Source organism: Nitratireductor aquibiodomus NL21 = JCM 21793 (assembly GCF_000615975.1).
Lineage (GTDB): Bacteria > Pseudomonadota > Alphaproteobacteria > Rhizobiales > Rhizobiaceae > Nitratireductor > Nitratireductor aquibiodomus.
The window spans coordinates 1-26,057 of sequence record NZ_BAMP01000019.1 but is presented as its reverse complement, the minus strand read 5'-3'; the positions used below and the strand labels follow the sequence as shown (position 1 = coordinate 26,057).

Here is a 26,057-nt window from a genome sequence, read left to right as displayed (position 1 = left end):
CGAGTTGTCACCAAATCGGGAAAAGTTTGAACGACTTGCCCGGCGAAGGTGAAGTGCGTCCGTTCGGACACACTTTGGGTCCTGCCCCTAAAAGCCGGCTGTCCATCAGATGCGAAGCTGCCCTACTGAGCAGCGGCCGCTGCCTTGTTCTTTTCCAGAAGCGCACGCACCAGCGCCTCATCGACCTCTCCGGTCGGCGTCATGCCGTTGGCCTTCTGGAAAGCGCTGATCGCCGTCTTGGTCTTGCCGCCCATGATGCCGTCCGGCTTGCCCGCATCAAACCCCTGCTGATTCAGGATAAGCTGAATGTTGGTGACCGCCTTCTTCATGTCGACGCTGGCGGTCAGTTCACGGCTCTCACGCCAGGATTCAGGCACATCAACCATGTTGACGGCGGGGTCGATGGATTTGGCTTTCCACAAAGCGGTCTTGTTTTTCGCCTGTTCCAGTTTCTCCGGTGACAGAGCAGCCGCGATCTCGTCGCGTTTGCTGGCAGCGTCCCTGTCACCGCCATTGGCGACGATGGCAAACCACTTATAGGCTTCGGTCAGGTCCTGCGGCACCCCCATGCCCTTGGCCGAAAGGATGCCAAGGTTGAACTGGCTGTCCTTGACGCCATGCTCCGCCGCTTCAAGGAACCAGCGTGCGGCAGAGCTGTTGTCTGCCGGCCCGTCGGCACCCATGGCGTAGAGAACACCCAGATTGTGCATGGCACCCGCATTGCCCTGCTGTGCCGCAAGCTGGAACCACATCTTCGCCTTTGCCGCGTCACGCTCGACGCTGGTACCCTTCTGATAGAGATCACCGACCCGGTATTGAGCGGGCGCGAAGCCGGCTTCGGCGGCCTTCGTGTACCATTCGACGGCCTTCGCCATGTCCGCCGTCGTCCCGCGTCCATCCGCATAGCGGCTGGCAATCTCGAAATACGCCTTCGGATCTCCTGCCGCGGCCGCTTCACGAAGCGGCACCGGCCCGGCATCCATCGGGATTTCATCCAGCGAAACCGTTTGAACGGCTTCCACAGGCGGTGCTTCGGGAAGGTTGGCCGTCTCGGTTATTGAAAGCGGCTCCTCAAACTTGCCCTGCGCAGGTGCATCCATCTGCGGCATGGAGGCCAGTGTATCGACCGTCTCGTCGACTGCCTCGCTGGGAGACGCTTCGTCCAGCGGCTGCTCATCCACGACACGCACCCGGCGATCTTCCGCCGCGGTGCTGGCGCCGGCCACAACGGCCGCTGGCTCCGGCATCGAACTATCGCTTGCGACTGGCATCGGGATGGATGTCGAGTTCGACAGGTATGCCTTGCCGACCTGATATCCACCGGCGGCGACAATGCCGGCTCCGAGCATCACCATAAGCGGCTTCCTGCTGCGCTTGAGCAGGCGCCCGAGGCCGAAGCGACCGGTTTCTTCGGTGGCGTCGGCCCGACGTTTCTTCAGAATCTCCGCCTCGGCGGCAGCAGCCTGCGCCGCCCGTCTTGCCGCGGCAATGAAATCCGATTTCGCAGCGTCATCCGTCTCCGCGCGGACCGGTGCCTTCTTCTCATCACGCACACGGCGCAGGATTGCATTGAGATCGGGAGCGCCGGAGCCTGGTTCGAGTGGCTCATTGATGCGTTCAGCATCCAGCTCTACCGCCTCGAGGCTTCCATCGGCCTCCAGCTCGGCTTCCTCGAAGACCTCGTCATCGACCTCGGCCTCGGCCTGCTGCTTTTCGCCGCGCGTGCTCCATGCCCGTGACAAACCGCCCAGAAGCGAGGTGCGTTCTGGTTTCACCGGCTCCTTCTGCCCGTCCTCATCCAGAGCCGCGCGGGCCGCAGCTGCGGCAGCCTCGGCCGGTGAACGGTTTGGTGCCGGCTCATAATCGCGCGTCACCGTTTCCACGGCCTCATCGCCAGCGGGCGAAATCGAGGGAGCGGCTGCAACGGCGATTTTCGTCGCATCGCTACCCGCGCCGGCTTTCGACGTGGTTTCCACTGCGCCGATGCGGTCGACGATCTTGAGGAGCGTGTCGTGAATGGCTTCAAACGTCTTGGTGTTGCGTTCGTCCGACTTGCGCGTAAGTTCCTCAAGAGCCCGCAATTCTGCCCGCAGCTCACGATCGAATGCCTCCGCCTGAGGAGCGTTTCCGAGTGCGCCGATCGCCTGCTCCGCAGCGTGCCGCGCTGCTTCGACAACAGCGGCACGGTTCTCGTGAATGGAGCGCTCGATGTTCTCCAGACGCGGGCCCAGATCCTCGAATTCCGGCAGGTCGGCACCCGGGCGCGAAAGGTGTTCAGAAAGGCTGCGCACCTGCGCTTCGAGATTCCGGATCACCTCGGGATCGACGGAAGAGGCCTGTGAAGAAGAGGCCTGCAAACGTCCCGAGATGTCGTCGAGCCGTGCCTCGAGCGCACGAAGCGCTTCACCATCGCGGGCTTCACCAGCGCCAACGTCGAGGCGCGCGGCCAGCTCGTTGAAGCGTGCGTCGATCGTCGCCATGATGCCCGCTTCGTCGTGAGCCGGATTGCCGCGCTCATCGATCCGCGCGGAAATCTCCTGCAGACGGCGTTCCAGCTCATCAACCAGCGTCCGACCCTGCTCGGCGACGTCACCCTGCCGCTCCTCAATGAGCTGGGAGAGATGCGCGAACCGATCTTCAATGCCGCGCAGCATGTGCTCCGCAATCTGCGGCTGCGGGGCGGTATCGAGCTTTTCGGCGATGCCGGCGATCTGGCCGGCAAGGCGTTCCACAGTCTGTTCCGGCATGTCGATACGGTGGGCGATTTCGTCGACACGCTGCGACAGCGAATAGAGCTGTTCGCTGAGCTGGCCGACCGCCTCGCCGCCCGAACGTTCAGAAAGCAGTTCAGACACCTGACTGGCGAGAGAGGAAATCCGCGCCTCGATACGCTCGAAGGGCTGTGGATCGAAACTCGCAGCCTGCGCCTTCGGAGCGGAGGCCGCGATTGCCCTGCTGATCTCGTCAAGACGTTCATCCAGGGCAGCATAAACTTCGGGATTGCTCTGCTGCTTGCGCTCCAGCAACTGGTCGAGTGCGCCCGCAAGCGTGCGTACCCGGTCCTCAAGCGACTGGATCGAGAGGGATCCCGGCAGGTTGTTGACCGCATGGGCGATCTCTTCGATGCGCTGATGCAGCATCTCAATCGCCGGGTCGCTCCTGCGAATGTCATTGGAAACACGAGTCTCGAACGCGCTCCAGCGATCGTCGAGCGCGTCCCAGCGCTGATCGACGGCGCGCAGCGTCTCTTCGCGCGCGAGATTGGAAATCGATGATTTCAACTCCTCCATTTCCAGGCGCAGCATTTTGACATTCTTGTCATCGCTGCGCTCGGCAAGCTGTGCGATGGCATTGGAGAGGCGTTCAAATTCAACCACAAGCTCGCTGCTCAACGCACTGTTGGGCACCGAGGCCATAATGCCCGCCAGTTCACGGCGCAGCGTGGTGAATTCATCGTTGAGGCCGGAGCGCATTGCATCACGAAGCTCCGAGCGCAGGGTCTTCAGCTCGCTGGCGATACTGCCAATCGATGAGACTTCGCGCTCCTGCCTGTGGCTGCGCTCAAGCTCGTGCGCGGCGCGCTCGAAATAGGCCTGCGGCGCGACCTTGTGCCGGTGCGGCGCAGGGCGATCCCCGGGCCGGGCGTAGGTCTGGGACACCGTTTCGGACAGTTCCTGGATGCGACGAGCGACCTCGTTTTCCTCCGCCTGCTGATCGAAACGACCGGTGGCACGTCCAAGCCGATGCTCCATCTCTTCCAGCGTGCGGTTGATCTCATTAAGAGACGCGTTGGCCCTTGGCCGCCGACGACGACCGGCATTTATGTTTTCCAGATAGGAACGCTTGTTGTTCATCGGAACGCCCGCCTCTCCACCGGTTGCCGGTTGGCCATCGATAGTTCTTGCCGCGCGGGCCCTTCAGCTTTGGTACGCCGGTAAGGCAGAAGACAAACACTTCAGAGACACCCACGGTCAGGCCGCCATGCCCAGGCTTCGAACGCGAACGGGCATGGTCTGCTGACGGGTCCACAATTCCCCGATCATGGTAAACACGGAGTTAACATTTCTTACCGGCGATTAAGCATACGCGCGAAAATCCGGCAAAAAGGTTGTTGGCAAGCCGTTCACAATTTGGCCAAAGGCCCTTGTAATGCCGTATTCTGCGACGCATAAGCCCGCCTTCTAAACGTGTCTGAGCGGTGCGTCCTTCGCCCGTCGGCGAAGTTTGGCCGTCAGGCATGTCACCATTCCGGTTTCCCCGCCGGAGTGTTCATTCGATACGGAACAGTGATCATGACGAACATTGCAATGGCTGTCGAAAAGACCGCCGAGGGAAATGATTCTCCCGAGACCTCCGAAGAATTCACCCGCATTGGCGAGATGGCGCGCGAATTCGGCGTCACCCTTCGCGCCCTGCGCTTTTACGAAGACAAAGGCCTGCTGACGCCGGAGCGCGTGGGCACGACACGCCTCTATTCGCGCAACGACAAGCTCCGCCTCCAGCAGATTTTGCTTGGCCGTAAGATCGGCTTCTCGCTGAGCGACATAAAGGAAGTGCTTGACCTTCACGACCCAAAGGCGGATCGCACGGAGGGCAATGTCGAGCAGTTGCAACTCGTCCTGACGAAATCCGAACGCCAGATGGTGCGGCTTCAGAAACAGCATCGCTCCATCGAGGATGCGATTTCCGAGCTGAAGAAGCTGATCGCGGACGTCGGCGCCCGGCTGAATACCGCCTCGGCTCTGGGCACCGCCGGCTGATTTCGTCCGACACATCCGGACTGAAGACCGGCGGAACACCGCCAGCGGTTTTTCTCTACCCGGCATTTGCGCACACGACCAATCTGGACGGGAGGCAGATGCCGGGGACAAACCGCCCGGACGCCCTGTCATCATCTGAATTTCTGCAGATGTCAGGCCATTCCACCTGACTGCAGATTGCTCCGGCGCGCTCTCCGCTGCGGGGCCGCAGCTTCAGTTTCATTCCAGAACTCACCGTGCCGGCACTGGTCGGCACGGGGCTTTGTGACGCCGCGCGTCGTTTTTGACGTTTACGCAAACGTCAAAATTTGCTAGAGCGCTTCCGATGCTGCGCGAAAGCTCTGTTCGCGCCTTTGTTCCGAGAGCTGGAGGAGTCTCATGCCGACCTACAGTGCGCCCGTGCGCGATACGCTGTTCGTGCTCAACGATGTTCTTGGCTACGGCAATTACGACAATCTGCCGGGCTTTGCCGACGCCTCGCCGGACATCGTCGAAGCGATCCTGAGCGAAGGCGCGAAGCTGGCCGAAAACGTCATGCAGCCGCTCAATCGCACAGGCGACATCGAAGGCTGCACCCGCCATGAGGATGGTTCCGTCACGACGCCGAAGGGCTTTGGTGATGCCTACCGTCAATATTGCGAAGGCGGCTGGCTGGGCCTTTCCGTGCCTGCAGAATACGGCGGCCAGGGCCTCCCCTACACGGTGCACTCGGCCGTCAGCGAGTATCTGGTTTCCGCCAATATGGCGCTGATGATGTATCCGGGCCTCACACAGGGCGCCATCGCAGCGATCCTTACACATGGGACCGAGGAGCAGAAGCAGAAGTGGCTGCCGAAGATGGTGGAAGGCACCTGGACCGGCACCATGAACCTGACCGAGCCTCATTGCGGCACCGATCTGGGCCTTCTGACTTCCAAAGCCGTGCCAAACGGCGACGGAAGCTACAAAATTTCCGGCCAGAAGATCTTCATTTCCGCGGGCGAGCACGATCTCTCGGAAAACATCATCCATCTGGTTCTGGCTCGCATCGAGGGTGCACCCGCCGGCGTGAAGGGCATCTCGCTCTTCATCGTGCCTAAGGTGATGATCGACGATGCCGGCACGCCCGGTGCGCGCAACGCGGTTTCCTGCGGAGCCATCGAGGAAAAGATGGGCATTCACGGCAATGCCACCTGCGTCATGAATTATGACGACGCCACCGGCTATCTGCTTGGCGAGGAGCATGGCGGCCTCAAAGCCATGTTCACGATGATGAACGAGGCGCGCCTCGGCGTCGGCCTGCAGGGCCACGCCGTCGGCGAGGCTGCCTATCAGGGCGCGGTGGAATATGCCCGCGAACGTCTACAGGGCCGCTCGCTCACAGGGCCGAGAGCACCGGAAAAGAAGGCCGATCCGATCATCGTCCACCCGGATGTGCGCCGCAATCTGATGACCATGCGCGCCTTCAACGAGGCCGGACGTGCGCTGATCCTGTGGACCGCGCTCAAATCAGACATCGCGCATCTCTCCGAAGACGAGAAGGACCGCGAAGCGGCATCCGATCTCCTGGCGCTGATGACGCCCGTGATCAAGGGCGTTCTCACCGACAAGGGGTTCGAGCACGCCGTCATGGCGCAGCAGCTGTTCGGCGGTCACGGATATATCGAGGAACATGGCATGAGCCAGTTCGTGCGTGACGCCCGCATCGCCATGATCTACGAGGGCGCGAACGGCATTCAGGCGCTGGACCTGGTGGGCCGCAAACTGCCGGCCAAAGGTGGCCGCGCCGCACAGGCCTTCTTCAAGGAAGTCGGCGATTTCTGTGAGGCCCATCGTGACGACGAGGCGATGGCCCCCTTCACGAAGGCGCTCAAGAAAGGCCTTAACGACCTGCAGGCCGCTTCGCTCTGGCTGATGCAGAACGCGGTCCAGAAGCCTGACAATGCGGGTGCGGCCTCCTACGACTACATGCATCTGATGGGCCTTATGGCGCTTGGCTACATGTGGGGCCGAATGGTCAAGCAAGCGCAGGAGCAGATTGCCGCGGGTGCCAACGGCGACGCCTCGTTCCTTGAGGCCAAGATCGCCACCGGCCGGTATTTCATGGAGCGCGTCATGCCCGAAACGGCGGCGCACCTCGCCCGTATCTCCACCGGCGCCGACGCGATGATGGCCCTGCCGGAAGAGGCGTTTTGACTGGTATGAAAGCCGTGCTCGTTCTAGCGTGCCTACGCTAGTGCGCAGCGTTGTCAGCGAGGAGGCGTAGAGTGGCAGACCCACAGTCCGTACTTGGCCTTTCTCGGCCCGACTGGGCCGGTGAAGACGTCGCCATGCTCTATGACATGGCGAGCCGCTTCCTGACGGAAGAGATTGCGCCTCACTATGAAGCGTTCGAGAAAGCGGAGATCTTCGACCGCGCAAGCTGGGAGAAAGCCGGCGCTGCGGGCCTTCTCTGCGCCTCGATGCCGGAGGAGCATGGCGGTGCGGGCGGCGCCTACGCCCATGAAAGCGCGATCATCGAAGCGATCAGCCATGTGGGCGTCGATGGTTTCGGCATTGCGCTCCACAACGCCATCGTCGCGCCATACATCCTCCATTACGGCTCGGAAGAGCAGAAGCAGCGCTGGCTGCCGAAGCTCGCGAGCGGCGAGTTGATCGGCGCAATCGCCATGACCGAACCCGGCGCCGGGTCCGATCTTCAGGGTGTGAAAACGCGGGCGGAGAAGGACGGAAACCATTACCGCCTCAACGGCTCCAAGACCTTCATCACCAACGGGCAGTTAGCCAATCTCGTTATCGTGGTGGCCAAGACGGACCCTAGCCAGGGCGCGAAGGGCACATCCCTGATCGTGGTCGAAACCGACGAGACCGAAGGGTTTGAGCGCGGTCGCAACCTCGACAAGATCGGCCTCAAGTCCAACGACACTTCGGAACTCTTCTTCAACGATGTGCGTGTGCCAACCGCCAATCTTCTCGGTCATGAGGAAGGCCAGGGCTTTGTGCAGCTCATGCAGCAACTCCCGCAGGAGCGGCTTCTGATCGGCGCCCAGGCGATAGCCATGATCGAGCGCGCTCTGGCCGTCACCATCGACTATGTGAAAGAGCGCAAGGCCTTCGGCCAGAAGGTGATCGACTTTCAGAACACCCAGTTCAAACTGGCGGAACTGAAAACCGAGGCAACGGTCGGCCGCGTTTTCTACAATGATTGCGTGGCACGTCACCTCGCCGGCAATCTCGATACCGCCACCGCCTCCATGGTCAAATACTGGCTCACCGACCTGCAGTGCAAGGTGGTCGACGAATGCCTGCAGCTCCACGGCGGCTATGGCTATATGAACGAATATCCCATCGCGCGCATGTATCGCGACGCCCGCGTGCAGCGCATCTATGGCGGCACCAACGAGATCATGAAGCTGGTGATCGCCAGAACCCTTTGAACCAATCGCACGACCCCGCGTTGGGTCGGTAAAGCAGGGAGACCGATATGGCTGACGCTTATGTATATGACGCCGTGCGCACGCCGCGCGGACGCGGGAAGAAGGACGGTTCGCTGCACGAGGTGCCCGCCGTGCGCCTTGGCGCGAAAGTTCTGGAAGCCGTGCGCGACCGCAACGGCCTCGACACCGCCAAGGTGGACGACATCATTTTCGGCTGCGTCGATCCGGTCGGTGAAGCCGGCTCCGTGATCCCGCGCTCGGCCGCCTTCGAGGCGCGCTACGCGAACGCGGCTCCGGGCATGCAGATCTCGCGCTTCTGCGCATCGGGCCTCGACGCCATCAATCTGGGCGCGGCCAAGATCGCCGGCGGCTCCGACGAAATCGTCATTGCCGGCGGCGTGGAGAGCATGTCGCGCGTCGGCATGGGCATGTCCGGCGGCGCATGGTTCATGGACCCTTCGGTCGGCATCCCCTCCTATTTCATGCCGCAGGGCGTGTCCGCAGACCTGATCGCCACGAAATACGGCTTTTCCCGCGACGATGTGGACGCCTATGCCGTGGAAAGCCAGAAGCGCGCCAAGAACTCCTGGGACAAGGGCTATTTCAAGAAGTCGGTGATCCCCGTGGAAGACCAGAACGGCCTGACTATTCTCGATCATGACGAGCACATGCGCCCCGGCACCGACATGCAGGCGCTTGGCCAGTTGAATCCATCCTTCGTGATGCCCGGCGAAATGGGCGGTTTCGACGCCGTGGCCGTGCAGCGCTATCCGGAGCTTGAAAGCATCAACCATGTGCACCACGCCGGCAACTCGTCGGGCATCGTCGATGGCGCGGCCGCCGTGCTGCTCGGTTCGCGCAAGGCCGGCAAATCCATGGGGCTCGCGCCGCGCGCAAGGATCCGCGCCTTCACCAATATCGGCTCCGAGCCAGCGATCATGCTGACCGGCCCGGTCGACGTGACGGAAAAGCTTCTGAAGAAAGCCAGGATGAAGCTTTCGGACATCGACCTGTTCGAGCTGAACGAGGCTTTCGCCTCGGTGGTGCTGCGTTACATGCAAGCCTTCGAGATCGACCATGACCGGATCAATGTGAATGGCGGCGCAATCGCCATGGGCCACCCGCTGGGTGCGACCGGCGCGATGATTTTCGGCACGGTTCTCGACGAGCTTGAGCGCCGCGACCTGAACACTGCGCTCGTGACGCTGTGCATCGGCGCGGGCATGGGCACCGCAACCATCATCGAACGCGTTTGAGCTGTCGGGGAGAGATCAGACCATGACCGACTACAAGAATTTCACCGTTGACGTGGAAGCAGACGGCATCGCGCTCGTCACCTGGGACATGCCGGACCGCTCCATGAACGTCTTCACCGAAGAGGTGATGAACGAGCTGGACGCGATCATCGACCAGGTTGCCGGCAGCGATGCGATCAAGGGTGCTGTCATCACCTCGGGCAAGGAGACCTTTTCCGGCGGCGCGGACCTGACCATGCTGCAGAAAATGCTCGGCCAGTTCGAGAAGGAAAAGGCCAAGGACCGCAAGAAGGCGGTCAAGCTTCTGTTCGACAATGCCGGCCGCATGGGCTGGCTCTGGCGCAAGCTTGAAACCTCCGGCAAGCCGTGGGTCTCGGCCATCAACGGCACCTGCATGGGCGGCGCTTTCGAGCTGTCGCTCGCCTGCCATGGCCGCGTCGCAGCCGACAGCCCGGCAGTGAAGATGGCGCTTCCTGAAGTGAAGGTGGGCATTTTCCCCGGCGCGGGCGGCACCCAACGCGTGCCACGCCTTGCCAAGCCGCAGGAAGCCCTGCAGATGCTGACCACCGGCCAGACGCTGACGCCGCAGAAGGCGAAGGCCATGGGGCTGATCCACGAGATCGCCGCGCCGAAGAAGCTGGTCGAGACGGCGAAGAAGATGGTCCTCGACGGCCTCAGCCCGGTTCAGCCGTGGGACGAGAAGGGCTTCAAACTGCCCGGCGGCCCCGTCTACTCGGCAGCAGGCGCAAACCTCTGGCCGCCGGCAATCGCCATCCTGCGCCGTGAGACCTACAACAATTACCCGGCAGCAGCTGCGATCCTGAAATGCGTCTATGAGGGCATGCTGGTGCCCTTCGATACCGCGCTGACCATCGAGCAGCGCTATTTCACCGAGATCATGCAGACGACCGAAGCGAAGATGATGATCCGCTCGCTCTTCGTCTCGCTGCAGGAGCTCAACAAGGGCGCGCGCCGTCCGGACGACGTGCCAGCGAAGAAGCTCAGGAAAATCGGGGTTCTGGGCGCCGGCTTCATGGGCGCAGGCATCGCCTTCGTCACGGCCAAAGCCGGCATTCCGGTCGTTCTGATCGACCGCGACACGGCATCCGCCGAAAAGGGCAAGGCGCATTCGGCCGACCTGATGGACAAGGCCATCAAGAAGGGCCGCGCCACCGCCGAAGACAAGGAAAAGCTCCTCTCCCTCATCACACCGAGTGACGATTATGCCGAGCTTGAAGGCTGCGATCTGGTGATCGAGGCGGTGTTCGAGGATTCGGAGATCAAGAAAACGGCGACAGAGAAGGCCGAGGCGGTTCTGAAGCCGTCCGCCGTCTTCGCCTCCAACACCTCTACCATTCCGATCTCCGGCCTGGCGAAAAACTCCAAACGCCCGAAGAACTTCATCGGCATCCACTTCTTCTCCCCCGTCGACAAGATGATGCTGGTGGAGATCATCATGGGCAAGAAGACCGGCGACAAGGCGCTGGCCATGGCGATGGACTATGTGCGCGCCATCAAGAAGACGCCCATCGTGGTCAACGATACGCGCGGCTTCTACGTCAATCGCTGCGTCCTGCGCTACATGCAGGAGGCCTTCTCCATGGTCATCGAGGGCGTACCCGCCCCGATGGTGGAGAATGCGGCGAAGATGGCCGGCATGCCAATTGGCCCGCTTGCGCTCACCGATGAGACGGCTGTCGATCTCGCCCAGAAGATCATGAAGCAGACCGTGCGCGATCTCGGCCCCAAGGCCGTCGACCCGCGCCACATGGAGCTGATCGACACGCTGGTCGACAAGCATGGCCGCCTTGGCCGCAAGAACGGCAAGGGCTTCTATGACTATCCGGCAAAGCTGCAAAGAAGCATCTCTGGGCCGGCCTGAAGGATCTCTATCCGCAGAAGAACCCGGACAAGATCGATGTCGAGGAACTGCAGGAGCGTTTCCTGGCCACGATCGCGCTGGAAGCGGCCCGCATCATGGAAGAAGGCATTGTCGTCGATCCGCGCGAGGCGGATGTCGGCTCCATCCTCGCCTTCGGCTTCGCACCCTATACGGGCGGCGCGCTGTCCTACATTGATGGGATGGGTGCTGATGCCTTCGTTGCCATGACCAAGCGCCTGCAGAAGAAGTACGGCAAGCAGTTCAAAGCCCCGAAGCTCCTGCTGGACATGGCTGAGAGCGGCGAGACCTTCTACCAGCGCTTCGCGCCTGAAAAGGCGGCGGAGAAGAAAGCCGCCTGAGGCCCACCGCTTGAAGCGAAAACACCGTCCCGGATACGGAACCGCATCCGGGACGATAGATAGTGCAGCGCCACAGGTCGCAGCCTCGCTTGAGGCTCGTTGAGCGCCAGCCGCCACACCAAACCCGTCAGGATAGAAAACCATGTATGTCTGGATGCGTCTTCTTCGTGTGGCAGCCACACGCAAGAGCCGGGGCGTCTACCGGCTGGGCGATGAGAGCACGCTCTCGTTCCGCTGCCTGCCGACCGACATCGACATGAATATCCACCTCAACAACGCCCGCTACATGATGCTGGCGGATATGGGGCGGATCGACATTTTTCTGCGCAGCGGTCTGGTGGCGGCAGCCCGCGAACGCGGCTGGGCGCCGCTGCTTGGCGGACTTCAGACGGCCTATGTGCGCGAGGTTCGCCTGTGGCAGCGTTTCGATGTGGTCTCCACCATCGAGACGTGGGACGGCACGCAGATCATTGGACAGCATCGTTTCGTCCTCCAGGACGGACGTATCGCCGCCATGATCCTCACCACCGGAGGTGTTTACGATTATCGCGGAAAGCGCTTCGTTCCGATGGACGAGTTGATGAGCGCGCTCGGCGTCGATACGGCACCGCGCGCTCCAAATGACGAGGAAAAGGCTTTCATGGCCTCGCATCAGGGCCTGCGCGCTCGCGCAAAAGTGTTGGCCTGACGTCTATCGGTGCGGCGCCTGGCTCGCTAGGGTCAGGACCCATTAATATGACCACAATGGCGATCGATAGACCAAGAGATGCAAGGAAAAGCCCGCAGAGCGGGGTCCTTCTCCCGGTCAAGGGGTTTGACGTGGCAGGTCGCCGGTCTATCGAGCGTCCTTCGGATCGGCCTGATTTGCACGGCCTACTTTGTCGCAAGACCTTGAAAGACATGAAGTCTTCCTGTGGTCTTGCTTCGCGTATCCGCACAAATCAGGCCGACCATTGCGACCATATTAATAGGTCCTGACCCTAGTTTCAGCCTCGGAAAATGTACCGGAGACACTCATGCCAGCCACCGTCGACTACTATTTCACTTCCGCTTCGCCCTTCACCTATCTGGGTCATCGGCCACTGCGGACGGTTCTGTCCAAACATGGCGCGACCGTGCGGGTGAAGCCGGTCAACCTGATGGGTGTGTGGGAGATTTCCGGTGCGGTCCCGCCGGCAAAGCGCCCTCCGGTGCGCCAGCGACTGCGACTGGTCGAACTGCAGCGCATCGCGGATTTCCGCGGCATGCCCATCAACAAGACGCCAAGGCATTGGCCTGTCGACCCGGCTCTTTCAGACCATGTGATTGCGGCCCTGGTCGCCGGAGGGCACGACCCCATGAGCTATATGGAGCGTGTTTTCGCCGCCGTGTGGGCGAACGAGGAGAACATCGCCGATCCCGACACGCTGGCGAAATATCTGGAACTGGAGAAGTTCGACGCCGCATCCATTCTCGAAGCCGCCCAAAGCGAAGCGATTGCCGCAATCCGCGCGCAGAATACGAAAGACGCGGTCGAGGCCGATGCAGTTGGCGTGCCCACCTATGTGCTGAACGGCGAGGCGTTCTTCGGGCAGGACCGTGTCGAATATCTCGACCATGCACTGGCGACGGGCCGCGCACCCATCACACCCTGAGCTTCAGCCCACCTCGCCTTCGGCAAGCGGGACCTCGATACCGGCAAGCTCCGCAGCGGTGACGCGCGCCGCACCCGCCCGCGCAAAGCGCAGCATCATCGCCTTGCGTGTGGCGGCGGCGAGCCGGTGTTCGTCGGGCTCGCGGAGGATCTCGGCCCCATAGCCGTCAGACAGGATAAAACCGCACTCCTCGGGGAAAATCTCTGCCGGCACTTCCGGGTGGGTCGCAAAGAAGAAGCGATCGGAGTGCTGGCGGTAATCCGGCCATTTCCGATCCACTCGAAAATCCTCAACCGACGACTTGATCTCGATGATCCAGATATCGCCTTTCCGCGTCAGCGCCACGAGATCGGCGCGACGACCGGTGGCAAGCGTCAACTCCGGCAACACAACGGCCCCCATGCTCATCAGCAGGCGTTGCACGCCGCGTCGGATGACCATGGCGCGATCCGACTGGCGCCCATCGGCCAGAGGGTTGACGGGAATCGGAGAGATGATCGGCATTGCGGAATTATGCCATCCTCATAGCCCCGTTTGAAGCCTTACCGTGCTCCGGCGATGTCATTGAGGATTGGGCAATCCGGACGTTCATCGCCCCGGCAGGCAAGGATCAGCTTGTTGAGAACTGCGCGCATGGATTGCAGTTCAGCGATCTTGTCGTCGATTGCCGCCACATGGGACACGGCTATATCGCGCACGTCCTGGCTTGCCCGCTCTTTATCCCGATAGAGAGCCATGAGTTGCCGGCATTCGTCGATGGAGAAGCCAAGCCCCCGCGCGCGCTTCAGAAATGTCAGAAAATGGAGGTCCTGATCGCTGTAGGCGCGATAGCCGTTGCCCGCACGCTGCGGTGCTATCAAGCCAATTTCCTCATAATAGCGAATCGTCTTAGCCGGTAATCCCGAACGGCGGGCGGCCTGTCCAACATTCATGATGCGACTCCTGCGCTTTCATCAATGCAGAAACTGGGGATTGTGTTGCCTGTTTGCAATAATGTGAGTCAATAAGGGGCTTCCGCTACGTCAGCGCGGCCTAAGCCTTGGCAATTTGTTAACCAAGAATTTAACAATGATGATCAGATTACGACGCGCTTCAGGCATAATTAAGGTATCCGGGCTGGGGGAACACATGAAATTCAAATCCATCGCCGTCGCTGCGGCACTGGGGCTTGCAACGGCACTTGCCGGCTGTACGACGGGCGGTCCTTTCAAGGTTTTCACGTCCGACTACGGCACGGTGAAAGACGCTGGCTACCAGCTTCCCCGCATTCCGATCAATGAAGTTCCCCGCCAGTATCACCGTCAGATTGTTTCCTACGAAACCAAGGAAAAGCCTGGCACCATCATTGTCGACACCAATGCCAAGTTTCTCTACCTCGTGATGGATGGCGGCAAAGCCATGCGCTATGGCATCGGCGTTGGTCGTGAGGGCTTTGAATGGGCGGGCACGGCGCGCATCGCCATGAAGCGCGAGTGGCCGACCTGGACGCCGCCGTCTGCGATGATCGGCCGTCAGCCGGAGCTGGCGAAATGGCGCCGCGGCATGCCGCCCGGCCTGTCCAATCCGCTCGGCGCACGCGCGCTCTATCTGTTCAACCGCGGTGGCGACACCGGCTATCGCCTGCACGGCACGCCGGAATGGCGCTCCATCGGCAAGGCAATGTCGTCGGGATGCATCAGATTGATGAATCAGGACATCATTGACCTTTACAACCGTACCGAAGTTGGTGCTAAAGTAATCGTTAAGCGGTAGAAACCGTCTCAGCGACCGGGGTCAGTCGATCCGACCCTGAAAAAAACCGGGCTCTGGAGCCCGGTTTTTTCTTGTCTTGATCCTGACGCGGGAGCGATCAGAGCACCTGTTCGACTTCCCGAACTTCCGGAACGAAATGATGGAGCAGGTTCTGGATGCCGTGCTTCAACGTGGCCGTGGAAGACGGGCAGCCCGCGCAGGCACCTTTCATATGCAGAAAGACGGTGCCCTTCTCGTAGCCGCGAAAAGTGATGTCGCCGCCATCCTGGGCAACCGCCGGGCGTACACGCGTATCGAGCAGCTCCTTGATGGTCGAAACAATTTCCTCATCCGCCTCGTCGTAGAACTCGCCTTCGTCGGAAACCGGAAGGCCGCCGAGCCCTGCCTTGGCCATGACCGGCTGGCCCGACATGAAGTGCTCCATGATGGTGCCAAGAATGGCCGGCTTCAGATGCTGCCAGTCCGGACCGTCCTCTTTGGTGACGGTAATGAAGTCATAACCGAAGAAGACTCCAGTCACGCCGGAGACCGAAAACAGCCGCTCGGCCAGCGGCGATGTCTCTGCCGCCGACTCCGCCTCGCGGAAATCGGCCGTTCCTTCTTCCAGAACCACCCGGCCAGGCAGGAATTTCAGCGTCGCGGGATTGGGGGTCGCTTCAGTCTGAATGAACATGGTGGTTTTCCGATCTGGCGTTTCTTGGAATGATTCTAAAATAGGTGGAATCGCTCCGGTGTTCAAGCGCACATATGGGGAGCGTCGCGCCCCTATGCCAGGCTTTCGATTTCCTCGTCGCTCAGATTCTGCGGCACGACGGTGACGGGGATGGGAAAAGCGGCCGTCTTACCGGCAATGGACGAGACCAGCGGCCCCGGCCCTTCCTTGGAACTGCCCGCTGCCAGAACGAGGATGGCGATGTCCTGGTCCTCTTCGATCAGCTTGTGAATCTCGTCGGCGGACTTGCCTTCGCGCACCACGAGTTCCGGCTCGATGCCGATTGTCTCGCGCACCTTGGTGGCATGCGTGTCGAGTGCTGCATTGGCCGTTGCCGTCGCTTCCTCACGCATGATCTGCTCGACCCCCAGCCAGTGCTGGAAGTCGCCGGGTTCGATCACGAAAAGAAGCACCAGAACGCCATTTGTCGACTGGGCGCGCCGCGCCGCGTAGGCAACGGCCCGCTCGCATTCGGGCGTGTCATCAATGATGGCAAGGAACTTGCGGCGGTGTCCCGCCTCGCGGATCAGTCGCTTGGAGACCATTCACACGTCCTGTTTCGCCGGCGAGTGACCCGCCATTTCCGCGCAATCTGCCATCGCGAACGGCTTTCGGCAAGACGGGGTGTTCAAAGGGCTCACCCGTCGATGAGCCCGATGATCTCGCGCACCATCTTCATGGTCGCTTCCGCCTTCTCGCGCGCCCGGCCGGCGCCTTCACGCAGAACACCGTCAATATAAGCCGGATCCGCAAGAATGCGGCGCATCTCGCCGGCGATCGGCGAGAGTTTCTCGACCGCAAGCTCCGCCAGCGCCGGCTTGAACTCGGAGAATTGCCGCCCACCGAACTCCGCAAGCACATCCGCCTTGGTGGCACCGGAAAGCGCGGCATAGATGCCAACAAGGTTCTGCGCCTCGGGCCGCTCGGCCAGGCCGTCCACTTCTGAAGGCAGAGCCTCGGGATCGGTCTTTGCCTTCTTGATCTTTTTGGCGATGGCGTCGGCGTCGTCCGTAAGATTGATGCGCGACAGGTCGGACGGGTCCGATTTGGACATCTTCTTGGAGCCGTCACGCAGCTCATCACACGGGTGATCGCGCCTTCGATGAGCGGTTCGGTGAGCGGGAAGAAGCCGTTCACCTTTTCTTCGCCCACCTCCATCTCCACGCCATAGCCAAGCTCGGCAATGCGCCCGGAGAAGTCATTGTTGAATTTCTGCGCAATGTCGCGCGTCAGCTCGAGGTGCTGCTTCTGATCGTCCCCTACCGGAACGTGGGTGGCGCGGTAGACGAGAATGTCAGCCGCCATCAGGCTCGGATAGGCGAGCAGACCGAGGGACGCGTTCTCACGGTCCTTGCCGGCCTTGTCCTTGAACTGCGTCATGCGGTTCATCCAGCCGATGCGCGCGACGCAGTTGAATATCCATGCGAGTTCTGCGTGCTGCAGCACCTGACTCTGGTTGAAGACGATGTTCTTCTTCGGGTCGATGCCGCTCGCCAGGAAGGCGGCGGTGATCGAACGCGTCTGGTCGGCCAGATCGTCATGCGCCATGGTCGCGGTCAGCGAGTGCAGATCGACGACACAATAGATGCACTCATGGCTGTCCTGCAGCGCGACAAACTTCTGCAGCGCGCCCAGATAATTGCCGAGGTGAAGATTGCCCGTCGGCTGAACGCCGGAGAAGACGAGCTCCCTGAATTCGCTCATGGATCGTTCCTGAATGCCTTTTGAAGCGCGAAAACCGCGCGCCATGGCTTATGAACGACGCGAAACCGGCAATCAAGCCCCACGCACCGATTGCGTTTCCGCTCCGCCGGCGGGCAAGGGCCGACCGCGCGGTGCGAGCCCCGCCAGAATGCCGCTCCGGCCGGGCAGCCACTCAACCGCGATGGCGAACAGGAACGAGCCGGCAAACGTCGCAGTCAGAACCAACGCATATTCGGTCCAGACGCCAAGTCCGAGCGGCAGAACATAATAGAGCGCGGCCAGAACCACGGTCTGATGCACGATGTAAAGTGGAAAGACCTTGCGGTTGAGCCATGAGACAGTAACACTCGGTGCGTTCAGATGCTTCGCCGTAAACCCGCACAGCGCCAGGATCATCGTCCATGCCAGCGCCATCAGGAGCGTCTTGAAGAGCGGCGTCATGGTTTCATAGTCGCCGATGAAAGCACCGCCGGCTCCGGTCCATGAGAAGAGGTAGAGCGCCGCCGTCAGCGCTGCTGCCAACCCGGCGCTTTGCCAGCGTAAACCCACGACATTCCCAATCAGCGCTTGATGGTATCTGGCGAAAAGAAAGCCAAGCCCGAACCAGCTCGCCCATACCGCAAACCAGGCGCCGTCATTGTAGAGCGCATTGGTCTGGCGCGGGAAAACGGGCGACAGCACAAGATTGAGCACGAGCGGCAGTAGGAAGAGCAGGTAGACCGATCCGGAGCCTGCCACCCGTTGAAACCAGTCGGTCACCGGCTTCATGAAGGGCTGATCGATCAGCCGGAAAACCGGATAGCAGACGATGGTCATCACCAGCAGATAGGCAACGAACCACATATGCGCCCAGGTGAAATTCCCGTCGGGATATTTGCCTTCGGTGAAATAGCGCGTGAGCCAGAAGGTGAGCAAGGAGCCCTGATAACCCTCCTCATACATGCGTTCATACCAGACCTGCGGCACGATGATGACGCACATGGCGAAGATCAGCGGCGGGAAGAGGCGCATGAACCGGCCGGTCAGAAAGCTGAGATCGTCGCACCGTCGATAGACGAACCAGGTGCCCATGCCTGACACGAAGAAAAGCAGGGCAAGCCGCCAGGCGCGTGGGTGTTTCATGATCAGCGACAAGGTGGCGCTGCCCTCCGGCGCCTCGATCAGCCATTTCATGTCCGGGAAGAAGGCGACCGAAGCGTGATAGGCGATCAGCAGCATGAACGCGGAGACACGCAGAAAATCGATATAGTAGAGCCGTTGCTGCATGCCTCTCCCCCGGAATGATGAAGGCAATGCTAGATGCACCGCCTTCGCATTCCGTTAATGGGAGACGTTCTTGCGGTCCCGTCGCCGGGCACGGGCAAGCTCCTTCCGGTCGATCCCACCGGTTGCAAGCGCCACGCCGAAATAGGCAATCGCCGCGAGCACGACGATGGCGACAACGGTGAGAATGCGTACGATCAGAAGGTCGTGCCCGACAAACTGCGGTAGACCTGTCAGCATTCCCCAGACGACCACGCCCATCACTGCGCTGGCGAGCAGCATGAAAGCGATGCGCCGCAGGGTTAGCGACGAAGGTCGGAAATCGCCGCGCCGCCAAAGGGTGACCGCCAGAAGAAGCACATTCACCCAGGCTGAAAGCGAGGTTGCCGCGGCGATCGCCACATGGCCGTAGACGGGGAAGAAGAGCAGGCTAGCTGCAATGTTCACAACAACCGTGACCAGCGAGAACCACATCGGCGTTCTCATGTCTTCGCGCGCGAAGAACGCCGGCTGGAACACTTTCGTCAGCACATAGGCCGGCAAACCGCTGGCGAAGGCGGCGAGCGCCGCTGCCGTCATAGCCGTATCGAGCGCGGTAAACTGACCACGCTCATACAGAAGAGCGACGATCGGCGCCGGCATGACCATGAGCCCTACGGCGGCCGGCAGTGTGAGCCCCAGCGCGAACTCCATGGAGCGGTTCTGCAGGTGCTGCGCGTCGGCGTGATCGCCAGCCTTCAGGGCGCGGGAAAGCTCCGGCAGAAGCACCACGCCCACGGCAATGCCGATGACGCCAAGCGGCAGCTGGTTGATGCGGTCGGCGAAGTTCAGGAGGCCGATGGCGTTGCCCTGAGTGGAGGCGATGATCTGCCCGACCAGCAGGTTGATCTGCATGATGCCGCCGGTCAGAAGCGCCGGCGCCATGAGCACAAGCAGGCGTTTTACACCAGGCGTGAGGCGCGGACGCCGCACCCGCATGGAGTAGCCCGCGTGACGCGCACCCTGTATCAGAAAGAACAGCTGTGCCAGACCCGAGGCGAACACGCCCCAGGCAAGCCAGATGCCCGTCTGGCGCGGGTCGAACTGCCAGAAAAGCGCGACGAGCAGAACCCCGATCAAAATCACATTGAGAAGCGTCGGCACCAATGCCGCCAGGAAATAGTGGCGCATCGCATTCAGAATGCCGGAGAACATGGCGACCAGCGACATGCAGAACAGATAGGGGAACATGATCCGCGTCATGATCACCGTCAGGTCGAACTTCTCCGGCGAAGCGGCAAAGCCCGGTGCGATGATGGTTGAGACCAGAAACGGCATTGCGAGCATGGCGGCGGCCGAAAGCGCCAGAAGCACCATCATCAGAACGGCCAGCACATCCTCGCCAAAGCGCCGGGCGGCCTCAACACCACCGCCCTCCATCTCCTTGGCGAAAAGCGGAATGAAGGCAGTGTTGAACGCCCCTTCGGCGAAGAGCCGGCGGAAGAGGTTGGGAAAGCGGAACGCAGCATAGAAGGCGTCCGTAACCGGGCCAACGCCAATGGCGGCCGCAATCAGCGCTTCGCGCGCAAAGCCGAGGATGCGGCTTGCCATGGTCGCGCTGCCGACACTGGCGAATTTTCCGATGAGACTCATGGGAGCGAAGACCTGAAAATGGGTGCGGGATGGGGGCTGCAATCCAAAGAATTGCAATGCTGAGATGCGCTGGCATGGATCCTCGGGTCAAGCCCGAGGATGACGAGCTTCTTCAGTAGTGCCTGCGTCGCTGCATATACGAGTGATCGGCCAACCAACCCCGTCGTCATCCTCGGGCTTGTCCCGGGGGTCCACGCCGGAACGCTGCTCCCGCCGCCGCCCTGCAAGGCTTCCTCCCCCGCCACCATGCTCATTCGGCAGCCGTCCGCGATTTGCCTCTCACCGATCGCTCCACGCCGCTTTCCAGCGTTTTCAAAAGCGCCTTGCGGATCGCATCCAGTCTGTCGGTGCTGACGATCTTCTGGCCGGTGAGATCGGTCACGTAGAATGTGTCGATCACTTTCTCGCCAAACGTCGTGATGTGTGCCGAGGCAATGTCGAGCGAGAGGTCGGACAGCGTTTCGGTTACTTCCGAAAGCAGCCCCGGACGATCGAGCCCCCTCACCTCGACAACGGAAAAACGGTTCGACAGCGTGTTGCCGATCTCAACGCGCGGCTCGACGCGGAAGGCGCGGGTGCCGCGGCGCGGTTTTGCGCGCTTCTCGATCATGTCGGGCAGATAGGATTTGCCCGAGAGGACATCCTCGATGAGCCTGCGCACGCTTTCGGCCCGTCGGCGCTCATCGGCATCGAAATCGAACTCGCGGTTGATCAGGATCGTATCCAGCGCGCGACCATGGGTGGTGGTGAAAATCTGCGCGTCGACAATGTTCGCGCCGGCTGCCGAGCAGGCACCGGCGATGATCGACAGGAGGCGCGGGTGGTCCGGCGCGAACACCGTGATCTCGGTCACCGCCTCGAATGTGTGCGGCTTCACCATCGTTGCAAGAGGCCGTTCCTGCCTGTCGGCATCGCGGATGAAATCCGCATGGCGTATCTGGTCATCCAGATCGACGGCCAGCAGATAGGCCGAGTAGTGCAGATCGAGATAGTCCTCGATGTCCTTTTCGGGCCAGCCGTGCTCTTCCAGCGCGCCTGCCAGCCGCTGGCGCGCCTCGTCCGCACGGGTGGAGCGCGGCGCTTCGGAGAAGCCACCGGTCAGAAGCACTTCGGTCTCATAATAGAGCGTGCGCAGAAGCTGGCCCTTCCAGCCATTCCACACGCCGGGCCCGACGCCGCGAATGTCGCAGACGGTCAGCACCAGAAGCAGCTTTAGCCGCTCCACGGACTGCACCATGTCGGCGAAGTCCTGGGTCGTCTTGCGGTCGTTCAGATCACGCGTCTGGGCAACCATGGACATGTCGAGATGATGCTCGACCAGCCAGGCGATCATCTCCGTTTCCTTGGGATCGAACCCCATATGCGGACACAGCCTGCGGGCGATCCGCGCACCCGCCGTCTCGTGGTCTTCCGGCCGCCCCTTGGCGATGTCATGCAGAAGAACCGTGGTGTAGAGCACTTCGCGCCACGGCTTTAGAGACGGCATCAGCGAATGGGAAAGCGGATGCAGCTTCTCGCCGTCGCCATGTTCGATCTCGGACAGGACGCCGATGCAGCGGATGAGATGCTCGTCGACCGTATAGTGGTGGTACATGTTGAACTGCATCATCGCCACGATCTTGTTGAAATCGGGGATGAGCTTGCCCAGAACGCCGGCCTCGTTCATGCGGCGCATGTTGAGCGCAGGATCGCGGTCGGACGTCAGCACATCCATAAAGAGGCGGTTGGCCTCTTTATCACGGCGCAGATTTCGGTCGATCAGCTTGAGCGAACGGGTGAGCAGCTTCAGCGCCTCGGGGTGATATTCGAGACCGTGCCGATCGGCGAACCAGAACAGCCGCAACAGGTTCACCCGGTCGCGCTCGAACACACCTTCGTCCGCCACGTTGATGCGGTGATTGTCGACGATGAAATCGCTGGTGCCTGCAAGTTTTCTGCGGCGGCGCGAGAAATTCATGAAAAAGCGGTTGAAGCCGGGCACGTGCTTGCCCTGTTCTTCCTCAAGCGCTGCACAGAAGATGCGTGTCAGGTCGCCCACGCCCTTGGCGGTGAGGAAGTAGTGCTTCATGAAGCGCTCGACCGCCGACAGGCCAGGATGGCTCGTATAGCCAAGCCGCTCTGCGATATCGCGCTGAATATCGAAATGCAGCCGCTCTTCCGCCTTTCCGGTGAGAAAGTGCATGTGGCAGCGCACCGCCCAGAGAAAATCTTCCGCCTTGCGAAACTGGAGATATTCCTTGCGGGTAAAGACCCCCTGCCCCACCAGGTCTTCCGCGCGGCGCACGCGGTAAAAATATTTGCCGATCCAGAACAGCGTGTGCAGATCGCGCAGGCCACCCTTGCCGTCCTTCACATTGGGCTCGACCAGATAACGGCTCTCGCCCGCCTTGGCATGACGCAGGTCGCGCTCGGCAAGCTTGGCCTGGCTGTATTCGGCCCCCGTATCCTTGACCACTTCCTCGTCGAAACGCTCGACCATCTCTTCGTAAAGAGGTTTTTCGCCGCAGATGAAGCGCGCTTCCAGAACGGCAGTGCGGATCGTCATGTCGGTGCGCGCCTGGCGGATACACTCGTCGATGTTGCGGGTGGCATGGCCGACCTTCAGCCCATGTCCCACAGCATGTAGAGCACATATTCCACGATCTGCTCGCCCCAGGGCGTCTGCTTGTAGGGCAAGAGAAAAAGGAGATCGATGTCGGATCCGGGCGCCAGCGTGCCGCGCCCATAGCCGCCGACGGCGACAATCGCCAGGCGTTCTGCCGACGACGGGTTCTGTGTCGGGTAGATGTGCGTTGCCGCAAAATGCTGCACCTCAGTGATAATCACATCCATCAGATGCGAGAGGCGGGCCGCGCAGGCCGTGCCGCCGCCATCGTTCATCAGCATGGTTTCGGCGGCTTTCCGGCCTTCCGCAATGCGCGCCTTCAGCGCTTTCATCACGCTTGTGCGCAGTTCTGAGCCGCTCGACTTTTCGGCATAACCTGCGAGCTCGGCGCGCAGGTCCGCGCCGTCTATGATCTGGTCGAGCTTGAGTGGAACCTTGGCCATGAGCTTTCCGAATTGGCGGCGCTGTATAGCGTGTTTTCGCGCGCGGCGAAACGGCTGTCAAAAGTTACGGTTGCAGCTTTTGCCCCCTGCCGTTATGTCGCACCGGTTTCGCACACCAAGCATCCGGGTTTCAAATGGAGCTTCCCACCCCGCTGCGCCAGGCAGTCGACGCACTTCTGGAAGGCACGCCGCTTTTCCAGATACAGGATGCTGCCCGGCGCCTGTCGAAGCGCTACCGCGCCGAAACCCGTGACGGAAGCCTCCACGTGGGCGATGCACTGGCGGCAAAAGCCTATCTGGCAACCCGCCTGCCCGCCACCTACGCCGCCATACGCCAGTGTCTTTCGGAGACCGCAGCACGGCGTGAGGATTTTGCGCCATCGCGCATGCTCGATGTGGGCGCCGGCCCGGGCACCGCGCTCTGGGCTGCTCGCGCGGAATGGCCGGAGCTCGATACCGCAACGCTGGTCGAAACGAGCGCTACCATGCGCGAGACCGGCGCGAGGCTTGCTGAAGCTCTTCCCGTGGAAGCCAGGTGGCATGCGGCAAGCGTCGAAGACGGTCTCACCGATATCGCGCCGGCCGACCTCGTGACGCTCTGCTATGTTCTGGACGAACTTGCTCCGGCGGTACGCGAAACGCTGATCGACCGCCTCTGGGCGCTGACCGCCGACACGCTGGTGATCGTGGAGCCAGGAACGCCCGCCGGATGGCAGCGCATTCTTGCCGCACGCGACCGGCTCATCGCCCTTGGCGGCCACATTCTCGCCCCCTGCCCGCACCACGCGCCCTGCCCGGTGACAGCGCCCGACTGGTGTCATTTCTCCCGCCGCGTCGCCCGCTCGCGCCTGCACCGCACGGCCAAGGGCGGCGAGGTGCCGTGGGAGGATGAAAAATTCAGCTATCTGGCGGTGTCTCGCCACAAGCCCGACGAGCGCCCCGACCGCGTGCTCGCCCCGCCGAAAACATCCAGCGGCATGGTGCGCCTGAAACTGTGCACCAGCAGCGGCGCGCTGGACGAACGCCTCGTCACCCGCCGCGAAGGCCGCACCTTCAAGGCCGCCCGCAAGGCCGACTGGGGCGATGTACTTTAGGTTGGTAGCGCAGCCTATTTCTCCGCCGCAAGCTGCTTCAGCCGATAAAGCGCCTCCAGCGCCTCGCGCGGAGTCAGATCATCCGGATTGAGCGCCAGCAATTCCTCGCCGAGGCGATCCGGCGTCTTCGACGCTTTCGCTTCCTGCTTTGCCACCACCGAGAAGAGCGGCAGATCGTCGATCAGTTTCGAGGCCTTGCCGGAGGTCTCGCCCTCTTCGAGCTGCTGGAGCACTGCGCGCGCCCGCTCCACCACCGCATGCGGCAGACCGGCGAGCCGTGCCACCTGCACACCGTAGGAACGATCAGCCGCGCCGCGTCCCACCTCGTGCAGGAACACCACGTCACCCTCGAATTCCTTTACCCGCATGGTGACATTGGAGAGCCGTCCGAGCTTTTCCGAAAGCGCGGTCATCTCGTGGAAATGCGTGGCGAAGAGCGCGCGGCAGCGGTTTTGTTCATGGAGATATTCCACCGCTGCCCAGGCGATGGACAGGCCATCGAAGGTCGCCGTGCCGCGGCCGATCTCATCAAGAATCACCAACGCACGCGGCCCCGCCTGATTGAGGATCGCCGCCGTTTCCACCATCTCTACCATGAAGGTCGAGCGGCCACGCGCCAGATCGTCGGATGCGCCAACGCGGCTGAACAGGCGATCCACCACGCCGATGCGGGCGACAGATGCAGGAACGAAGGAGCCCATCTGCGCCATCACCGCGATCAGCGCGTTCTGGCGCAGGAAGGTCGATTTACCGCCCATATTCGGGCCGGTCAGAAGCCAGATCGCTCCCGCATCCCCCTTGCCCGTCGGCGAGAGGTCGCAGTCATTGGCGACGAAAGGCTCGGCCAGTTGCCTGCGCAACGCCTGCTCCACCACGGGATGCCGCCCGCCTTCGATGTGAAAGTCGAGACTCTCATCCACCTGCGGGCGGCAGTAGTTTTCCGCTTCCGCCAGTTCGGCAAGTGCGGCTGAAACATCGAGCACCGCTAGCGCATCCGCGGCAGCGCGAATGCGGTCGGCGGCGGCCACGGCTTCGGACAACAGTTGATCGAAGACACCAAGCTCGATCTGCAGGGCGCGGTCGGCGGCGTTGGCGATCTTCGTTTCAAGCTCGGCCAGTTCCGTTGTGGTGAAGCGCATGGCGTTGGCCATGGTCTGGCGGTGGATGAAGCGGGCCTTCGCCTCGTCCGTGCCATTCATCACGCCGGCATTGTTGGCCGTGACCTCGATATAATAGCCCAGCACGTTGTTGTGCCGGATCTTGAGCGATTTGATGCCCGTCTCTCCGGCAAGCTGCCGCTCCATCTCGGCGATAACACGACGCGACTGGTCGCGCAGCGCGCGCATTTCATCGAGCTCGTCATTGTAGCCAGCGCGGATGAACCCGCCATCGCGTTTCAATAGCGGCAGCTCGTCGGAAAGCGCGCGGGACAGATGGGCGGCGAAATCCAGAGGCAGGCCGGCAATGCCGGACAGTGCGGCGGCGATTTCGGCAGGCGCGTCCTTGCCCTGAAGCAGCTCCGCCACGCCATGGGCCGCCTCGAAG

At 61.6% G+C, this 26,057-nt stretch carries 16 protein-coding genes and 3 pseudogenes; 9 read left to right on the top strand and 10 right to left on the bottom strand.

The annotated features are described in order from the left end of the window. Nucleotides 1-122: 122 nt before the first annotated feature. Nucleotides 123-3,854 (bottom strand): peptidoglycan-binding protein, encoded by a 3,732-nt coding sequence (locus JCM21793_RS07535; protein WP_025029970.1) that lies wholly within the window; start codon nucleotides 3,852-3,854, stop codon nucleotides 123-125. Nucleotides 3,855-4,292: 438 nt separating this feature from the next. Here JCM21793_RS07535 and JCM21793_RS07530 point away from each other — a divergent pair, with 438 nt between their 5' ends. The 7 genes and pseudogenes from JCM21793_RS07530 (at nucleotide 4,293) to JCM21793_RS07500 (ending at nucleotide 13,307) form a co-directional block, all read left to right on the top strand. After that, a complete protein-coding gene (locus tag JCM21793_RS07530) occupies nucleotides 4,293-4,760 on the top strand; it encodes a MerR family transcriptional regulator (protein ID WP_025029969.1) in 468 nt (155 codons plus the stop codon). Nucleotides 4,761-5,138: 378 nt separating this feature from the next. After that, nucleotides 5,139-6,935 (top strand): acyl-CoA dehydrogenase C-terminal domain-containing protein, encoded by a 1,797-nt coding sequence (locus tag JCM21793_RS07525; protein WP_025029968.1) that lies wholly within the window; start codon nucleotides 5,139-5,141, stop codon nucleotides 6,933-6,935. Nucleotides 6,936-7,069: 134 nt separating this feature from the next. Beyond that, nucleotides 7,070-8,176 (top strand): acyl-CoA dehydrogenase family protein, encoded by a 1,107-nt coding sequence (locus tag JCM21793_RS07520; RefSeq protein ID WP_036539865.1) that lies wholly within the window; start codon nucleotides 7,070-7,072, stop codon nucleotides 8,174-8,176. 47 nt (nucleotides 8,177-8,223) lie between these two features. Next, nucleotides 8,224-9,432: an acetyl-CoA C-acetyltransferase gene (locus JCM21793_RS07515; RefSeq protein ID WP_025029966.1), complete on the top strand. Its 1,209-nt coding sequence runs from the start codon at nucleotides 8,224-8,226 to the stop codon at nucleotides 9,430-9,432. Nucleotides 9,433-9,454: 22 nt separating this feature from the next. Next, nucleotides 9,455-11,673, top strand: a pseudogene (locus JCM21793_RS24710) (3-hydroxyacyl-CoA dehydrogenase NAD-binding domain-containing protein). Between the two features lie 142 nt (nucleotides 11,674-11,815). After that, nucleotides 11,816-12,361: a thioesterase family protein gene (locus tag JCM21793_RS07505; protein ID WP_025029965.1), complete on the top strand. Its 546-nt coding sequence runs from the start codon at nucleotides 11,816-11,818 to the stop codon at nucleotides 12,359-12,361. A gap of 328 nt (nucleotides 12,362-12,689) precedes the next feature. Beyond that, nucleotides 12,690-13,307: a 2-hydroxychromene-2-carboxylate isomerase gene (locus JCM21793_RS07500; protein ID WP_025029964.1), complete on the top strand. Its 618-nt coding sequence runs from the start codon at nucleotides 12,690-12,692 to the stop codon at nucleotides 13,305-13,307. A 3-nt stretch (nucleotides 13,308-13,310) separates the two neighbouring features. On the opposite strand, the gene JCM21793_RS07495 is transcribed toward JCM21793_RS07500, so the two are convergent. Together JCM21793_RS07495 and cueR are read right to left on the bottom strand one after the other, a co-directional pair. Then, complete coding sequence (locus tag JCM21793_RS07495; RefSeq protein ID WP_025029963.1) at nucleotides 13,311-13,811, bottom strand: MmcB family DNA repair protein; 501 nt, start codon at nucleotides 13,809-13,811, stop codon at nucleotides 13,311-13,313. A gap of 38 nt (nucleotides 13,812-13,849) precedes the next feature. Further along, nucleotides 13,850-14,239, bottom strand: coding sequence for a Cu(I)-responsive transcriptional regulator (gene cueR, locus JCM21793_RS07490; RefSeq protein WP_007008145.1), 390 nt, complete (start codon nucleotides 14,237-14,239; stop codon nucleotides 13,850-13,852). Between the two features lie 196 nt (nucleotides 14,240-14,435). On the opposite strand from cueR, the gene JCM21793_RS07485 reads away from it, so the two are divergent. Then, nucleotides 14,436-15,059: a L,D-transpeptidase gene (locus tag JCM21793_RS07485; protein ID WP_007008144.1), complete on the top strand. Its 624-nt coding sequence runs from the start codon at nucleotides 14,436-14,438 to the stop codon at nucleotides 15,057-15,059. Between the two features lie 97 nt (nucleotides 15,060-15,156). Here the strand turns inward: JCM21793_RS07485 and JCM21793_RS07480 are convergent, their stop codons facing one another. The 6 genes and pseudogenes from JCM21793_RS07480 to JCM21793_RS24695 form a co-directional block, all read right to left on the bottom strand. After that, the gene (locus tag JCM21793_RS07480) at nucleotides 15,157-15,732 is read right to left on the bottom strand and encodes a NifU family protein (protein WP_007008143.1); all 576 of its coding nucleotides are present in this window, start codon (nucleotides 15,730-15,732) and stop codon (nucleotides 15,157-15,159) included. A gap of 92 nt (nucleotides 15,733-15,824) precedes the next feature. After that, entirely contained in the window at nucleotides 15,825-16,316 is a 492-nt protein-coding gene (locus JCM21793_RS07475) for a universal stress protein (protein WP_007008142.1), read from the bottom strand. 92 nt (nucleotides 16,317-16,408) lie between these two features. After that, nucleotides 16,409-17,475 (bottom strand): annotated as a pseudogene (gene trpS, locus JCM21793_RS24705) (tryptophan--tRNA ligase). Nucleotides 17,476-17,547: 72 nt separating this feature from the next. Continuing rightward, nucleotides 17,548-18,741, bottom strand: a complete 1,194-nt coding sequence (locus tag JCM21793_RS07465) for an acyltransferase family protein (protein ID WP_025029962.1) — start codon at nucleotides 18,739-18,741, stop codon at nucleotides 17,548-17,550. Between the two features lie 54 nt (nucleotides 18,742-18,795). Continuing rightward, nucleotides 18,796-20,370 (bottom strand): murein biosynthesis integral membrane protein MurJ, encoded by a 1,575-nt coding sequence (gene murJ, locus JCM21793_RS07460; RefSeq protein WP_025029961.1) that lies wholly within the window; start codon nucleotides 20,368-20,370, stop codon nucleotides 18,796-18,798. Between the two features lie 250 nt (nucleotides 20,371-20,620). Further along, a pseudogene (locus JCM21793_RS24695) lies at nucleotides 20,621-23,418 on the bottom strand ([protein-PII] uridylyltransferase). Between the two features lie 134 nt (nucleotides 23,419-23,552). On the opposite strand from JCM21793_RS24695, the gene JCM21793_RS07450 reads away from it, so the two are divergent. Further along, nucleotides 23,553-24,512, top strand: a complete 960-nt coding sequence (locus tag JCM21793_RS07450; RefSeq protein ID WP_025029960.1) for a small ribosomal subunit Rsm22 family protein — start codon at nucleotides 23,553-23,555, stop codon at nucleotides 24,510-24,512. Between the two features lie 14 nt (nucleotides 24,513-24,526). On the opposite strand, the gene mutS is transcribed toward JCM21793_RS07450, so the two are convergent. Continuing rightward, the coding region (gene mutS, locus JCM21793_RS07445) for a DNA mismatch repair protein MutS (RefSeq protein ID WP_025029959.1) at nucleotides 24,527-26,057 on the bottom strand (1,531 nt) is incomplete at its 5' end.

Excerpts from the sequence above, each read along its gene's own strand:
- JCM21793_RS07535 (WP_025029970.1), bottom strand. The coding sequence starts at position 3,854 with ATGAACAACAAGCGTTCCTATCTGGAAAACATAAATGCCGGTCGTCGT.
- JCM21793_RS07530 (WP_025029969.1), top strand. The coding sequence starts at position 4,293 with ATGACGAACATTGCAATGGCTGTCGAAAAGACCGCCGAGGGAAATGAT.
- JCM21793_RS07525 (WP_025029968.1), top strand. The coding sequence starts at position 5,139 with ATGCCGACCTACAGTGCGCCCGTGCGCGATACGCTGTTCGTGCTCAAC.
- JCM21793_RS07520 (WP_036539865.1), top strand. The coding sequence starts at position 7,070 with ATGCTCTATGACATGGCGAGCCGCTTCCTGACGGAAGAGATTGCGCCT.
- JCM21793_RS07515 (WP_025029966.1), top strand. The coding sequence starts at position 8,224 with ATGGCTGACGCTTATGTATATGACGCCGTGCGCACGCCGCGCGGACGC.
- JCM21793_RS07505 (WP_025029965.1), top strand. The coding sequence starts at position 11,816 with ATGTATGTCTGGATGCGTCTTCTTCGTGTGGCAGCCACACGCAAGAGC.
- JCM21793_RS07500 (WP_025029964.1), top strand. The coding sequence starts at position 12,690 with ATGCCAGCCACCGTCGACTACTATTTCACTTCCGCTTCGCCCTTCACC.
- JCM21793_RS07495 (WP_025029963.1), bottom strand. The coding sequence starts at position 13,811 with ATGCCGATCATCTCTCCGATTCCCGTCAACCCTCTGGCCGATGGGCGC.
- cueR (WP_007008145.1), bottom strand. The coding sequence starts at position 14,239 with ATGAATGTTGGACAGGCCGCCCGCCGTTCGGGATTACCGGCTAAGACG.
- JCM21793_RS07485 (WP_007008144.1), top strand. The coding sequence starts at position 14,436 with ATGAAATTCAAATCCATCGCCGTCGCTGCGGCACTGGGGCTTGCAACG.
- JCM21793_RS07480 (WP_007008143.1), bottom strand. The coding sequence starts at position 15,732 with ATGTTCATTCAGACTGAAGCGACCCCCAATCCCGCGACGCTGAAATTC.
- JCM21793_RS07475 (WP_007008142.1), bottom strand. The coding sequence starts at position 16,316 with ATGGTCTCCAAGCGACTGATCCGCGAGGCGGGACACCGCCGCAAGTTC.
- JCM21793_RS07465 (WP_025029962.1), bottom strand. The coding sequence starts at position 18,741 with ATGCAGCAACGGCTCTACTATATCGATTTTCTGCGTGTCTCCGCGTTC.
- murJ (WP_025029961.1), bottom strand. The coding sequence starts at position 20,370 with ATGAGTCTCATCGGAAAATTCGCCAGTGTCGGCAGCGCGACCATGGCA.
- JCM21793_RS07450 (WP_025029960.1), top strand. The coding sequence starts at position 23,553 with ATGGAGCTTCCCACCCCGCTGCGCCAGGCAGTCGACGCACTTCTGGAA.